The 14,835-nt window shown below is 58.8% G+C and carries 14 protein-coding genes; 11 read left to right on the top strand and 3 right to left on the bottom strand.

Annotation, left to right across the window (positions count from 1 at the left end; genetic code table 11):
- The first annotated feature begins 74 nt into the window (after positions 1–74).
- From MU848_RS00370 to MU848_RS00345, 6 genes are all read left to right on the top strand, one after another.
- Entirely contained in the window at positions 75–1,679 is a 1,605-nt protein-coding gene (locus MU848_RS00370) for a GMC family oxidoreductase (RefSeq protein WP_380799898.1), read from the top strand.
- Positions 1,680–1,733: 54 nt separating this feature from the next.
- Entirely contained in the window at positions 1,734–3,356 is a 1,623-nt protein-coding gene (locus tag MU848_RS00365) for an FAD-dependent oxidoreductase (RefSeq protein WP_247229451.1), read from the top strand.
- Positions 3,357–3,369: 13 nt separating this feature from the next.
- On the top strand, positions 3,370–3,978 hold the full coding sequence (locus MU848_RS00360) for a CoxG family protein (protein ID WP_201516593.1): 609 nt from the start codon (positions 3,370–3,372) through the stop codon (positions 3,976–3,978).
- Between the two features lie 206 nt (positions 3,979–4,184).
- Positions 4,185–5,513: an aromatic ring-hydroxylating oxygenase subunit alpha gene (locus tag MU848_RS00355; RefSeq protein WP_201516592.1), complete on the top strand. Its 1,329-nt coding sequence runs from the start codon at positions 4,185–4,187 to the stop codon at positions 5,511–5,513.
- A 135-nt stretch (positions 5,514–5,648) separates the two neighbouring features.
- A complete protein-coding gene (locus MU848_RS00350; protein WP_247229449.1) occupies positions 5,649–6,209 on the top strand; it encodes a VOC family protein in 561 nt (186 codons plus the stop codon).
- A gap of 17 nt (positions 6,210–6,226) precedes the next feature.
- The gene (locus tag MU848_RS00345) at positions 6,227–7,162 is read left to right on the top strand and encodes an aldo/keto reductase (RefSeq protein ID WP_247229447.1); all 936 of its coding nucleotides are present in this window, start codon (positions 6,227–6,229) and stop codon (positions 7,160–7,162) included.
- Positions 7,163–7,245: 83 nt separating this feature from the next.
- Here the strand turns inward: MU848_RS00345 and MU848_RS00340 are convergent, their stop codons facing one another.
- Positions 7,246–7,560, bottom strand: a complete 315-nt coding sequence (locus tag MU848_RS00340; protein ID WP_247229445.1) for an NIPSNAP family protein — start codon at positions 7,558–7,560, stop codon at positions 7,246–7,248.
- A gap of 390 nt (positions 7,561–7,950) precedes the next feature.
- Here MU848_RS00340 and MU848_RS00335 point away from each other — a divergent pair, with 390 nt between their 5' ends.
- Positions 7,951–10,296 carry a TonB-dependent receptor gene (locus MU848_RS00335; protein WP_247229443.1) on the top strand — a complete coding sequence of 782 codons (2,346 nt, stop codon included), beginning with the start codon at positions 7,951–7,953 and terminating at the stop codon, positions 10,294–10,296.
- A 49-nt stretch (positions 10,297–10,345) separates the two neighbouring features.
- Entirely contained in the window at positions 10,346–11,140 is a 795-nt protein-coding gene (locus MU848_RS00330) for an SDR family oxidoreductase (RefSeq protein WP_247229441.1), read from the top strand.
- A 278-nt stretch (positions 11,141–11,418) separates the two neighbouring features.
- Here MU848_RS00330 and MU848_RS00325 read toward each other — a convergent pair whose 3' ends face one another.
- Positions 11,419–11,970, bottom strand: coding sequence for a VOC family protein (locus MU848_RS00325; RefSeq protein ID WP_201516586.1), 552 nt, complete (start codon positions 11,968–11,970; stop codon positions 11,419–11,421).
- A gap of 26 nt (positions 11,971–11,996) precedes the next feature.
- A complete protein-coding gene (locus MU848_RS00320) occupies positions 11,997–12,182 on the bottom strand; it encodes a hypothetical protein (protein ID WP_201516585.1) in 186 nt (61 codons plus the stop codon).
- 277 nt (positions 12,183–12,459) lie between these two features.
- Here MU848_RS00320 and MU848_RS00315 point away from each other — a divergent pair, with 277 nt between their 5' ends.
- From MU848_RS00315 to MU848_RS00305, 3 genes are all read left to right on the top strand, one after another.
- Positions 12,460–13,278 (top strand): SDR family NAD(P)-dependent oxidoreductase, encoded by an 819-nt coding sequence (locus MU848_RS00315; RefSeq protein WP_201516584.1) that lies wholly within the window; start codon positions 12,460–12,462, stop codon positions 13,276–13,278.
- 205 nt (positions 13,279–13,483) lie between these two features.
- A complete protein-coding gene (locus MU848_RS00310; RefSeq protein ID WP_247229439.1) occupies positions 13,484–14,629 on the top strand; it encodes an NAD(P) transhydrogenase subunit alpha in 1,146 nt (381 codons plus the stop codon).
- An 18-nt stretch (positions 14,630–14,647) separates the two neighbouring features.
- Positions 14,648–14,835, top strand: a 188-nt coding sequence (locus MU848_RS00305; RefSeq protein WP_247229381.1) for a proton-translocating transhydrogenase family protein, incomplete at its 3' end; no start/stop codon positions are given.

Raw genomic sequence — 14,835 nt, 5'->3', positions numbered from 1 at the left:
CGTTCAGGCCAACGCGCGCCGGTGAGCCATTGCAGCGGGAATCCCGTTCCCGACGGTCGGGTCTTGATGGTGGAGTGTGGGCATTGAACGCGGATTATATTATTGTGGGCGCTGGGGCGGCAGGCTGCGCGCTTGCCCACCGCCTGTCGGAAGACAGTCGGCGCAAGGTCATCCTGCTGGAGGCGGGTGGTGCTGACCGTGACCCCTTCATCCACGCTCCCGGCGGGCTGATGCCGCTCCTGATGTCGGGAAAGCATAGCTGGAATTATACAAGTGCGCCCCAGACGGAATTGAACGACCGTATATTGTTCTTGCCTCGGGGCAAGGTTCTCGGCGGGGGCAGCTCCATCAACGGAATGATCTACGATCGCGGCACGCCGAGTGATTATGACCGGTGGGCTGCACTGGGCAACAGCGGTTGGTCCTATGCGGATGTGCTGCCCTATTTCAAGCGGGCTGAAAATTACGAACCCGGCGGAGACGCTCTGTTGCACGGTCATTCCGGGCCGGTCAGGATCAGCCGTCCGGGTGTTCACAACCCGCTCGCCAAGGCGTTTCTGCAAGCCTGCGAACAGGCCGGCTATCCCTATAATGACGACACGAACGGGGCGGCTCGCGAGGGTGCGGGTCCCGTCGATATGTTCGTCAGCGCAGGACGTCGGTGGAGCGCGGCGACGGCCTACATAAAGCCGTTCCGGTCGCGCTCAAACCTGGACGTGCGGTTGGGCGCGCATGTGCTCAAAATACTGGTCGAGAACGGCCGCGCCGTGGGTGTCCGCGTCCGGGAAAAAGGTCAGGATTTGGATCTTCGGGCAGATGGTGAGGTGATCCTCTGCGGCGGCGGCATCAATTCGCCCCAGCTCCTGATGCTGTCTGGCATCGGTGACGCTTCGACATTGTCGCAGCTTGGCATAAACCCAGTGTCCAATCTGCCAGGCGTGGGTCAGAACCTTCAGGACCATCTTTCCCTTTATGTGAAGCAGGCGGTCACGCAGTCTGTGTCCCATTATCAATATGTCAGCCCGCTCAAAGGCGCGCTAGCACTTGGCCAATATCTGGTTCTGCGCAAGGGGCCGCTCGCCAGCACGGGTATGGAGGCGGTTGCCTATATTCGGTCGCAGCCCAACGTCACTGAACCGGACATAAAGCTCTCGCTTGTGCTCGCCCTGATGAACGACGAATTGACCGGCCTGATGCCCCGGCATGGCTTCATGGCGCATGTCTGTGTGGTTCGGCCCCACAGTCGCGGGCAGGTAACGCTCGCGTCACCCGACCCGCAGGCGGCTCCGGTTGTGGATCACCGTTACCTGAGCGACGCTCGCGACATGGTCGATTTCCGCAACGGCATCAAAATGTGCCGCCGGATTTTCGGCCAGGCCGCTTTCGATCCCTATCGTGGCGATGAACTGTCACCTGGCCCGTCGGTGCAGACTGACAATGAGATCGATGCCTTCATCCGCGCCAATGCGAACGCGGATTACCACACCGCCGGCACCTGCAAGATGGGATCGGACGATGACAGCGTCGTTGATGCTCGTCTGCGTGTCAGGGGCATTGGCGGCCTCAGGGTTGCCGACACGTCGGTGATGCCGACGCTGGTGGGCGGAAACACGAACATGCCCGCCATAATGATCGGCGAAAAGGCCGCGGACCTGATCCGGGAACGCAGCCATGCGTAACACATATGAACGACAAAGGACGCGGCGCGGACCGCGAACGACTGGAGAGCTATAATGGCTGCATGGGATGAGGTTTTCGACGTGGTGGTCATGGGTTCCGGCGCGGCGGGCGTGTCGGCGGCGATCGCTGCGCAGCATCGCGGCTGTCAGACCCTGGTGCTGGAGCGCAGCGACAAACTGGGTGGGACGAGCGCCGTGTCGGGCGGGGTGCCGTGGATTCCCAACAATCACCATATGCATGAAGTGGGGACCACAGATTCGCGCGAGCAGGCTCTTACCTATCTGCGCAGCCTTTCGCTCGGCAAAATGGACGTCGAACTCGCCGAAACCTATGTCGATGAAGCGCCGGGTGTGCTGCGTTTCCTTGAGGAGGAGACGCAGCTGGCGTTCCGGGCTCTGAAGACTCCAGACTATCACCCTGAACATCCCGGCGGCACCTTCGGCCGCTCCGTAAGTCCCGGCCTGTTCCCTGCGGGAGAATTGGGGGAACTGCGCGCTCACCTACGTTCGGCGCCTTGTTTCCCGCTGCCCGTCGCGATGACTGATATCGATGACGGAACCAATATGCTGGATCCGGAGGTGATCGGCGACCGGCTTGCCAAGGGCATGGTAGGGACCGGCATGGCGCTGATGGCTGGGCTCATCAAGGGCGCAGTAGACAAGGGTGTCGAGTTTCGCCGGAACGCGCGTGGCCGCCGCCTCGTGATCGAGGATGGCGCGATCGTGGGGATCGAGGTCGAGCAGGATGGCCGCATGGTCAGGATCGGCGCGCGCCGTGCCGTCATCCTCGCGAGTGGTGGCTTTGAGTGGAACAAGGACATGGCGACCGATCTCATGGCCGGTTCTATCGAAGGTCCGCTCAGCCCGCCTTACAACGAAGGCGACGGCCTTATCATGGCAGCGGAAGCCCAGGCGAGCATGGCCAACACCCATGAAGCCTGGTGGATGCCGATGATCCGCATTCCCGGGGATGAATATGAAGGGCAGCAGCTCAACCGCATGGTTGTCGGCGAAAGGGCTTCCCCCGGTTCGATCATGGTTAACCGCGCGGGAAAGCGCTTCGTCAATGAAGCCCATAATTATAACGATGTGGGCCGCGCCTTCCGCAATTTCGATCCCGTGGCGTTCGATTATCCAAACCTCCCCGCCTGGATCATCCTCGATGGGAGCTTCCTCGACAAATATCCCTTCGGCACGCGCTATCCCGGGGATCCCATTCCCGCGTGGCTTGAATCCGCACCATCGCTGCGCCAATTGGCGGAGAAAATCGGCGTCGATCCTGATGGCCTTGAAGACACGGTCACGCGTTTCAACGCGAATGTGGCGCGTGGGGAGGACCCCGATTTCCACCGGGGGCAGAGCAAATATGATCGTCATTATGGCGACCCGTCCCGCGAAGGGGCGCTCCAGTCATTGGGCCCGGTCGATCAGGCTCCTTTCTACGCCTGCCGTGTCTATTCCGGGGTCCTCGGCACCAAGGGGGGGCCGAAGATCAACGCCAGATCCGAGGTTGTGAATGTCAGGGGCGGTCGGATTCCCGGCCTATATGCAGCGGGCAATGTTTCCGGAGGGTTCACCGGCATGGCCTATCCAGGCGCCGGGGCGACGATCGGACCGGGCCTCGTCTTCGGCCACATCGCGGGGCGCGAGGCAGCGTCCAGCGTCAACAGATTCTGAAGAGGAGGCGAGATTGCCTGAAGTCGAACATACTACAACGGTCGCCGCCTCCCTGCCTCAGGTCTGGAATTTCGTGGAGGACATGGACAATTGGGCGCCATTTCTGACAGGCTATCAGCGGCATGAGAAGATCAACCGCGACGAGTCCATCTGGGTGGTGAAGGGCGAGCTGGGCGGTTTGACCCGCAGCGCGGAATTCAAGGTACAGGTCACGGAATGGAACGAGCCTAGCCGGGTTACTTTCGTCATGGAGGGCTTGCAGGAGCCTGTCACAGGTTCGGGTGAATTTCTCGCGACCGACCTCGGCGGCGGCGTGCCCGATGCCGCGCCAGCTTCCACCGGCTCTGCGACGCCTCCATCGAGCGGCTGGCTGAGCCTTTTGTGGGAGCGACTATCCCGCTGGTTGCTGCGGCGTGTGACGAACAGTGCCGACGTGCAGACGGTGAAGCCGGTGGCGGAGGCGGGCAGTTCGAATACACAGATCACCTTCAGGCTGAACGTCCAGGCGGGCGGCGCCACCGGTCCAGTCCTAAACCTGTTGCTGGGTCCGATGCTGAAACCAGTTGCTGAAGATCTGGCGATGAAGATTGCCCAGGCGGTGGACAAACCGTCAGCAAGTTGAAGGAGGGGTCTGCGTCAGCGGGACGTAGGCCCCGGCCGATACAATTACTCTACTATTGACGGACAATTGTCCGTTATGCATGATCGTCTGGGATCGGGCCGCCCATCACCTTAAGAGTGTGATGCGGGTCGCCAGATATGACTGGACGATTGGAAACAGGATCAGCGCGCCGGGATGCGCCTGGATTGAATCGACAGGAGATGGATATGACGGAAAATCTGGTCGCCGAGGCGGGAGCCGGGCGTTCTTCAAAACTTCAGGGTTGGCGCTATTTCGACCGCGATTTCGCGGCGCGGGAATGGGATGCGGTCTGGACCAAGAGCTGGCTCGTGGTTTGCCGTGAAGATCAGATCCCTGAGCCGGGCGACTTCCTGGTGGAAGAGGTCGGCGCGGAGTCGATCCTGGTGGTGCGCCAGGAAGACGGCGGCATCAAAGCCTTCTACAATGTCTGCCAGCATCGTGGGAACAAGCTGGTGTCGGTGGCGGAAGGGTCGATGCCGTCCTTCACCTGCGCTTATCACAGCTGGAAATGGTCGCTGGAAGGCGAGTGCCTGAGCGCGCAAGACCCCGAGGATTTCAGCGCCGGATCGCCGTGCGGGCGCAAGCGGCTCGCTGAACTGAACAGCGAGACCTTTGCCAGCTTCGTCTGGGTAAACATGGATGCCAACCCAATGCCTCTCAAAGAGTATCTGGGTGAACTCTACGAGCCCTTAGCGCGCTATCCCTTCGAACTGATGCACTGCACACAGGCCATTTCTGTGCGGATGCCCTGTAACTGGAAGATCATTTCAGACAATTTCCGCGAAACATACCACATCCCGACGGCCCATCCTGAAGGGCTGTATGTGAACGAACCCTATTATGTGACCGCGATCATCGAAACGTTGAAGAACGGTCATGCGCGCCTTGTAACGCCGGGCAGCCAGCCCTCGCGCTATCTGCCGGACGGCAAGCTGGCGATCGACGACTATCTGATTCAGGACCTCAAGACCTGGGAGTTGAATCCAGAGGATTTTAGAGACAAGCCGCTGGCGATCCGTGAGGCGATCATCGCGCAGAAGCGCAAACTGGGCGTTGAGCGCGGCCATAGCCATTACGACCGGATGGAAGATGCGCAACTGACCGACACCTTCCTTTATTCGATCTTCCCCAATCTGACGCTGACCTGTTTTTCGGACGGTATGCTGTTCCTGCGCGCCTGGCCGCACCCGACGGACCCGGAAAAATGCACCTTCGACACGTGGTTCTATGCGACGGGCACGGAGGATTTCTTCACCAAGATGCTGACGTCGGCGGGTGGCGTGGCCGACACCGCGCGCGCGCCTGTAGAACGCGAATGGCGTAACTTCGGCGAGGGGAGCCTTGGCATCACACTAGATGGTGATGCGGGCATCATGGAGGCGCAACAGCGCGGCATGCATTCGCGCGGATGGAACGGCGCCGAATTGGCCGGGCAGGAAAAGCGGATCGCCCACTATCACGATCGCATCGATCAACTGATCGCCGAAAATGAAATGTCTATTGCCGCCGAATGACGAATGGTCTGCGGGCGCCCGCGCCCGCAGCGCCTATGGCGTGACGGATTTCGTGGGTAGCTGGCGAAAAGCAGCGTGCGTCGCCCCTCTAGCGGCGAACCAACGATTGCCGATTTGAAAACAAGGAGAGGCTCGATGTTCCTGGACCCTGTTTCAGGCCAACTCAAGAAGGTGCGGCAGATCGCATTCGTTGTACCGGACGCGATCGAATGGGCGCAACGGCATATGGCCCGCTTCGGGTCCGGCCCCTTCTTTGTGCTCGCGCATCTTCCCCATGACCTGCAAACCTATCGGGGCAAGGAGATCGATCTCGATACGACAGGTGTCGTCGGCCAATGGGGCGACGTGATGGTCGAATTGGTGGAGCAGCATTGTGACACGCCGTCGGCCTACCGGGAACTTTATCCCACGGGCGGGCCCGGCGTGCACCATATGACGGTGTTCGTCGATGACATCCACGGGGCGATCAAGGATTATGAAACTAAGGGCTTTGATAACATCCTCTATTCCGTCGTGTCACCGCTCGGAGACTCCAAGCCCAGCCCTTATGCGATGATGGACACCCGCAAGGAGTTCGGCATGCTGACCGAATTTTATGAAGAAGCTGTTGTCAGCGACTTTTACAAAATGGTGAGGGATGCCGCCGAAGGGTGGGACGGCTCAGATCCCATCCGGTACATATACGGCCAACCTTGAAAGGGGATATTCTCGACATGGAAAAGCGCAATCTCGGGAAATCCGACCTGAAGGTCTCTGTTGCCGGTCTTGGCTGCAACAATTTCGGCTGGTTCCTGGACAAGGAAAAATCCCTCGAAGTGATCTCTGCTGCGCTCAACGCCGGAATCAATTTCTTCGACACGGCGAACAACTACGGCTTCCCGCCGGGGGAATCGGAACGCATCCTGGCCGAAGCATTCAAGGGCCGCCGGGATTCCGTGATCATCGCTACCAAGGTGGGCGACAAGGTTGGCGACGGCGACGATAAGCAGGGCGCCGCTCCTGCCTATGTGCGACAGGCATTGGAAGAGAGCCTGGCCAACCTGGGCACCGATTATGTCGATCTCTACCAGCTGCATTATCCCGATCCGGCTGTTCCGATCGGGGAAACGCTGGGCGCATTCGATCAGCTCATTCAGGAGGGAAAGGTGCGCTATGTCGGCTGCGCGAACCACAGCGCCGCGCAACTGGCTGAAGCACTGGAAGCTGCCGGCACCAGGCATCGTGCAGCGTTTATTTCCTGCCAATCGGAATATAGTTTGCTGGCGCGTGACATTGAACAGGAGCTCGCGCCCTTGATGATCGACCATGGAGTCGGGTTTTTACCTTACTTCCCCCTCGCCAACGGGCTTCTGACTGGCAAATATCTCGGCGGTGACGACAGTTCGGGTCGTCTGGAAACGCTCAAGAAGATACCCTTCTTCGACAAGTTCCTGACGCCCGAAAGGTTCGAGAAGGTTAGTCGCCTCGCAGAAATCTCTCGCAAATCAAACGTCCCGATGACGAAGCTGGCGCTCGGCTGGCTCGCTGCCAAGCCCTTCGTTTCATCGGTAATCGCTGGAGCGACGAAGCCCGAACAGGTTCATGCCAATGCGCAAGCCTGCATGACAGTCCTGCCGCAAGATATAATGGCGGAACTGGATCAGCTGTAAGCAGCGGCTATGCTTTATCGCTGCCGGGGCGCAGAATCGTGATAAAGGCGGGAAGCGTTAAGCCTCCCGCCTTTCATTTCTGCTCAATGTGCTGGGGAATAGGGGGCCGCATCGGCGAAGATCAACGTCTCCTTCGCGCCGCTGCGGCAGATTTCCTGATATATTTTGCCACCTTCAGGTGCGCTCGCCATCGCTTGTATTCCGGCATCGAATGCGTTCATGTCCGGCAATTTCCAAAGATGGATCACAGTATTGGCCCGACCGATCTTGGTAACTAGCCCAGCAATCATCTCCCATCCCGTGCCTTCGGCAATACGCTTCATCTCGGGAACTATATTCAAGAAGACTGGAAGCGTCTCATAATCGAGTTCCAACGTTGCCTGAAGATAAACGCTCATCTGGTTTCCACTCCTTACGATCTTGGCCGCGATATTCTGCCACCGCACGATACGACAATAAATGACGACCGTCCGATATACAAGCGCCGACGTGATGCATCGAAAACGAACAGCCGAGTCGCCGTGGCGCGCGCAAGGTCCGGCAAAAATATCGCGTTTCCTACTATTCCTGGCTCTGAAACCGAAAAGTAGCCGTCACTTGTCATATAAAAACGCGGCTACGGCTCGTTGCGGGCGCTTGCCTGTTGACCGTCCGCTCAAAAGCAGTTAGCTAGCACACTTGTGTAGCGACAAGAGTATCCGGCAAGGATCGCCGCCACATGTGATCAAGAAACAGCGTTGGATGGGGAGGACATGATGCGAGGCTTGGCATTTTCGTCGGCGATAGCGATGGCAGCTGCGATGGGAAGCGGTCAGGCGGCATGGGCCGCAGAACCGCAGCAAACACCGGATGCCACCGCTGCTAATCAGCAGCAATCTGGCGGGCTCTCCGATATCATCGTGACGGCGCAAAAGCGCGCCGAACCCCTGCAAAATGTGCCTGTTTCCGTTTCGGCATTCAGCAATGACACGCTTCAAAAGGCCCGCGTCGATGGCCTGACGGGACTGCGCGGCCTGGTGCCGGGCATGACCGTCACACGTTCGGGCGCAGCCGTTGACGTTCCGCAGATCAGCTTGCGTGGCATTTCCATTCAGGACGTCCTGCCCAGCGTTGAACCAGGCATCGGAATTACCCTGGACGGCATTCCCATCGCCTTTCAGCGTGGCGCCTTGATAGATGCCTTCGATGTGCAGCGGGTGGAAGTGCTGCGCGGTCCGCAAGGCGTTTTGAACGGCAAGAATACGACAGGCGGTTCCATCAATGTCATACGCCTGCGTCCGGACCCCTCCGCGGATACGACTGGAAAGGCGCGCTTCACGATCGGCAGCTTTGGCCAGAATGATTATGAAGGCTATATCATGGCGCCAGTCGTCAGGGATATACTTGCGGTCAAGGCCGCCATATCCGTGCGCAAGGACAATGGTCAGTTCCGTAACATCGTGGATGGCGGACGCGAAGGTGATCGCGACGTGCGTCAATATACGCTGGCCGCGGTCGCAACGCCGACAGATCGGCTCAATATATATGTATCGTTCGACCGGTTGGAAAATGACAGCGCCATTCCGCCTTACGTCGCCACGCCTGTTCCTGATCTGATCGCCTATTCCGTTCCAGGCTATTTAGGCGGGATGAATTCTACCTGTCTCAACCCGGCGACGCAAATCGTCTGCCGCCCGTTGAGTGATTTCGACAAGGGGAAGAATGAAGTTGAAACCACTCAGTTGCCCGCTTCTTTGCGCCTGACTGCCGGTACTGGCGAAATCTCCTATGACCTGACCGACGAAGTGAAGTTCACTTCGCTCACGGGATATCGGGAATTCCACGAACGTCAGACCAGTGATTTTGATGCGACGCGTTTCGCCCTGTTCCGCGATAAGGCGTCAGTCGACGCGAAGCAGTTCTCGCAGGAAGCGCGCTTTGCGACGTCTTTCTCAGGCCCGTTCAACATCGTGGCGGGCGCATTCTATATGAACTACCGGTACATCGAAAAGCAAAACCCATCGCTGGATGCGGCAGTCTTGCCGGACACGGATGTCGACGGGAACGTCATCCTAACCAACGGTATGCCGACATTCTCGACGCCGCCCGGCGTGGCGTTCCTCAACTCCTTGAATCGTTATCGCACTTTCCAGACCAACAAGACCTTCGCGCTGTTCTTCCAGGCTGATTACGATATCACCGATCAGTTGCGCCTGACCGTCGGCGGGCGTCAGACCTGGGACAGGAAGACGACGGATTACAGCCTTTGGGCGCCGGTCTTCTCAACCACGCGTGACAATGACGCGATCGGTCCTTTGGTCGGCCAGGTCACAGGCCGGGCGAAGTTCAAGAAATTCACGCCGAAGGTCAATCTGCAATATAAGTTCACGCCCGATATCCTTGCCTATGCGCAGTATAGCAAGGGCTACAACACCGGCGGCTTCAATGGACGTCCCGGCAATCTTGTTACCGCTGTTCAGGCTTATGAGCCGGAAACGATGCAGGCTTATGAGGTCGGCCTGAAGACCGAACTCTTCAACAAGCGTGTTCGGCTCAATCTTTCGGCCTTCCACAATACGCTGGATGACAAGCAGGAAAATGTCCTCCAGGTTGTGGGTACGACTAATGTCGCTACGACCCTGAACGTGGCCGAGGCGCAGTATAAGGGCTTTGAAGCAGAGCTGGTCGTGGCGCCGATGCGCGGTTGGACGATCACGGGGTCGCTTGGATATTTGGACGCAAAATATAAGGACTTCGTGGGCGACCTGGGTCAAGGGACGAGAGACTTGAGCGGCCTCAAGCTGCGGCGTGTTCCGAAATGGACGGCAGGCGCCATATCGGACTACAGCTTTGCCGCCGGGCCGGGCACTGTGGGGTTAAACGCGGCGATTTTCCACACCAGTCGCTATGAGACCGACGTGCTGAACGATCCCCGTGGTTCCATTCCGCCGGTTACGAAAATCGATCTTGGCATCCGTTATGAGCTGCCCATCACCGGCGCGACGACGATAGAAGTGGCTGGCTTCGTGAAGAACGTCACCAACAACACGACATATGATGGGTATACGTCCGGCGACGCGGTAGGCACTTTCATTGATTTCGCCAATCCGTCGATTGGCCGTCAGTGGGGCGCGTCGCTGACTGCTCGCTTCTGATCCAAAAGGGCAAGCTGCCACCAAGAATTGAAATGTAGGAGTTGTTCAGATGAGGCTTGAGGGAAAGGTGGCGCTCGTCGCCGGAGCGGCAGGACCTGCCAATATGGGTCAGAAAATCGCCGAACGCTTGGCGCAGGAGGGCTGCAAGGTCGTCGTGACGGGCCGGCACGAAGAGCCGATGCGTGCTATCGCAGAGCAGATCGGCGGCAACTACATATTGATGGACATCACCAGCAAGGCCGATGTAGATGCCGCCGCAGACTTCGCCGTCAAGACCTATGGCAAGCTGGACATCGGCGTCAATGCCACTGGCTGGGGCTTGATGAAGCCAACCCATGAAACGACCGAGACCGACCTCGACAAGATCATGGGCATCCAGTTCAAGGGACCCTTCTTCTTCATTCAGGCAATGTTGCGGGTGATGGGGCAGGGTGGATCGATCATCCAAATTTCTTCCGCCACCGCCACCATCATGCTCGAAAATCATGCGGCCTATATGGGCACGAAGGCCGGGATCGATCATGTAATCCGCACCGTGGCTAACGAATATGGCGCGCGCGGCATCCGGGCGAACTCCATTTCGCCCGGCCTGACTGAAACGCCGATGGCGGGCGACAGCTTCAGCGTGAAAGAGCTGATCGATGCATTCGCAAAAGAATATCCGCTTGGACGCCTGGGGACGCGCGAAGACATTGCGGCTGCCGTCGTGTGGCTTGCATCGGATGAATGTTTCATGACCGGCCAGAATCTTCAAGTGAATGGCGGGCTTACGCTCCGTCGTAACCCAATCCTGTCCGAACTCGGCGAGATCGCTGCGCGCGCGACGGCGCATTTGAGCAGTTGACGAGATAACGTAGCGTGGGGCGGAGCCCATGCTTTCGTCTGAAACAATACGGCAACAGGCAAGGGAGGGCGCATGAGCGACCCTCCCTTTTCGCTGCTGATTGCATGATAGCGGCGTGCGGATCTTTGGAAGCGCCTAACAGCAAGCCATGACTACAGCCCGACTGAGCCCATAGGCTGTCGGGCACAACGGATGCAGGTCTGACGGCGGCTTGCCTACATCTCCTTGGGCATGGAAAAGCCGCCCCGCCTTACATGCCGGGGCGGCTCCACATCAGCTTAGATGTCGGTGAACTGCATCCGGCGGATCGGATCCGTCCCATCAAAGCCTTCGGCGGATTTCTTCAAATGGTCGTAGAAGGGGCGAGTGCCTTCTTCCTCGTAAAGTTCGGTCATCACGCCAAGTTGCTTTGACGTGTCCATGATGGCGTAGCGGCCCAGCCGATTGGGGAAGGTTTCGCCATAAAGAGCAGCCTCGCAGCCCTCAGCCTCATATTGAGCGATCCGCTTGTCGAGATCGTCGACAAACATCGCGAAATGGTGGATGCGTGACTCGCCCTTCTTCACGAGATCGCGATAGGCGGACGGTTCGTCGTCATGCTGCTGCACGAATTCGGCCGTGATATTGCCCCACTGACCATAGACGGAGGTGACATCTATGACGCTTTCCTTGCCGCGATAGCGGTGCACGTGAAGCGGATAATGTTCGACTGCCCAGAACGGCCCTGACCCATAGCGGCGGGAATGAGCGCGGGCGGCTTCGATAGCGTCTGGCACCACGAAAGCGATCTGCGTGATGGCGAGGGCGGGTGTGAAGATAAAATCACTCATATCGTCGTTTCCTTAAAAGACATTTGTCAGTTCATTGATTCGATGTTGAGGGTGGTCGCGCGAGTGATCTGATCATGGCCGATGGCTTTGGATCGTGTCGGCTTCAACTGGCCCGGAAACATGTCGCAGGCGCGAAAACCTGCACCATTCCTTGCCCTGAAGTCAGCAGGGCTAAGGCTATGCAGCGCTTTCGGTGGCCTGTTGATGGTCATTCACCCTCTACCCGGAGCGGCTCATGCTCTGCTCCTCCGCCGTTACTTTTTAAGCAACCGACATTTGTCTGGTAAAGGATGTGCCCACATTCGTCAAATTCATAAATGCGTGGACCGCCCGGATGGGGCGGTGAGAATATCCATTCCGGGCTCCGGCTCACGCTTTGGTGATTGACTAAATGAACGACAATCGTCAGTTAAGCTCTCAGCACTCCGGGCGCTGACATGCGTATGTCGGCGATCGGGCAATTGCAGCCATATTATGGAGAGGAAGGAAATGAGCTACAATCTGACGGTACGTCGTGAAGGTGCCGTGTTCATCATCGGCGGAACCGGCGGCGCTGGCTCGGCAATCGTCCGTGCTTTCGCGAAGACTGGCGCCAGCATCGCTTTCACCTATAACAGTAACGAAACCAAGGCGAATGCGCTCGTGGATGAACTGGCAGGTGAAGGCGTGACAGCGGCGGCCAGCAAGCTGGACATTACCGACTTGCAGGCCGTGGAAAAATGCGTCGGCGAAGTAGTGGAACGCTTCGGGCATATCCACACGGTGATCTACGCGTCCGGTCCGATGTGGGACAATACATTGCAATTGGCTGACGTGAAGCCGGGCTTCATGGAATTCCTCGTCAAGACAGAGCTATTCGGCTTCTTCAACGTGATCAGCGCCACGAAGGAACAGATGCGTGCGCACAAGGGTGTGATCACCATTTGCACCAGCTTTGGCAACGCCCGCCGCTTCGATCGTGACGGCCAATCCGCAGTGCCCAAGGCAGGTCTGGAAAGCATGGCGCTCTATCTGGCGGCGGAAGAGGCGGTCTACGGCGTGCGCGCGAACGTCGTTCGCCTCGGCTGGTTCAACTTCGGCATGGGCGCGATCGACAAGACGGAAGCTGCGCTGGATGATCCAGGCCGCGCGATGACCGGCGGCGAAGCGGGTGCGGAAGCGCTGGAATGGATGACCAGCCGCATTCGTCTCGGCAATCGGCCTGGCCGGGGCGAGGAGCTTGCCAGCATGGTGCTCTATCTTTCGTCCGAGCAGGCGTCCTACGTCACGGGGCAGATCACCTGCGTGGACGGCGGCATCTCGCTTTGAGGATTGGGGGGCAGGCGCCGACCCTGCGATTGCGCCTGCCCTACGAGTGCCGCTCTGAAGGGGCTGATGTTATTAATAATTGACAAATGTCAGGTAAAAGGCATTATTAAATGCGGCCCCTGAGGCCAAAGGACAACCGCCTCCGCATTAGCCAAATATCAGTTGCGGTGAGCATTGCGATCTGACTGACGCAGAGAGAGGATCGATGGTAAAGATTTCCGTCCTGGCCAACCAGGTGGCTGGTGAGCATCGCACAGCCATCACTCCCTCGATCGTCGCGCGATACACAAAGCTTGGCCTATCGACAGTGGTCGAGAGCGGCGCAGGTTCTGCGGCAGGCTTTTTGGATGAAGCCTATGCTGCGCAGGGTGCCTCGATCGTGGATCGCAAGGAAGCGCTGGCGCAGGCTGATGTTCTGGTCACGGTACGCCCGCCAGTTCCAGCTGATCTTATGGGGGTCCGTAAGGGAACGAAGCTGATAGGCGGCTTGGCGCCTTTCGCTGATCCGGCGCGGATGGCGGCCTATGCCGAACTGGGGGTGGAGGCGATGGCGCTCGAACTGCTCCCGCGTACGACGCGCGCCCAGGCCATGGATATACTGTCCAGCCAAGCAAATCTTGCCGGGTATCATGCCGTTGCACGGGCCACGACCGAACTTAATCGCTGCCTGCCGATGATGACCACGGCAGCAGGCTCGATCGCCGCTGCCAAGGCGTTCGTCATGGGCGTGGGCGTCGCAGGTCTTCAGGCAATTGCCACGGCCCGCCGGCTGGGCGCGGTTGTCTCCGCCACCGACGTTCGCCCTGAAACGCGCGAGCAGATCATGTCTTTGGGCGCCAAACCCATATTTGAAGAAATCCAGGATGGCGACCAGCTTACCGCGGCGGTGGGCGGCTACGCCGGAGAAATGAGCGAAGCCTATCGGCAGCGGCAGGCCGCGCTGGTCAGCGGGCACATCGCGCAACAGGATATGGTCATCACGACCGCACTCATTCCCGGCAGGCCGGCCCCCCGTCTGATCAGCGATGCGCAGATTGCGAGCATGAAGCCCGGCAGCGTGGTCGTCGATCTGGCAGCCGAAAGCGGCGGGAATGTGGAGGGGGCCATCGCCGGGGAAATGGTGATGCGTCACGGGGTCAAGATCATCGGGCTTGTCGACGGGCCTTCGCAGGTCGCCGTGGACGCATCGAACCTGTTCGCTCGCAACTGCTACAATTTCATCGAAGCCTATTGGGACAAGTCGGAAAGAAGGTTGGCGATGCCCACCGATGACGCGCTGATCGAAGCGGTGACGCTGACCCGCCATGGCGAAATTGTTCACCCGCGCTTCGTTCAGGCAGCGGCTGCCTGACAACAGGGGGATAAGTCAGTGAACGCATTGAATGCAGATTATCTGTTCGTCTTCATTTTGGCGGCTTTTCTTGGTTTTCAGCTGATCAAGAAGGTGTCGCCGCTGCTGCACTCGCCGCTGATGTCGCTGACCAATGCGATCGCGGCGGTGGTGATTGTGGGGGCGATCACGATCACGGGTGAGGAAGGGGCGACGCCTCTTGCCAA

The sequence above is a fragment of the Sphingobium agri genome (genome assembly GCF_023051225.1).
GTDB lineage: Bacteria > Pseudomonadota > Alphaproteobacteria > Sphingomonadales > Sphingomonadaceae > Sphingobium > Sphingobium agri.
The sequence above is the reverse complement of the archived record's forward strand: the minus strand, read 5'-3'. Positions and strand labels throughout refer to the sequence as shown.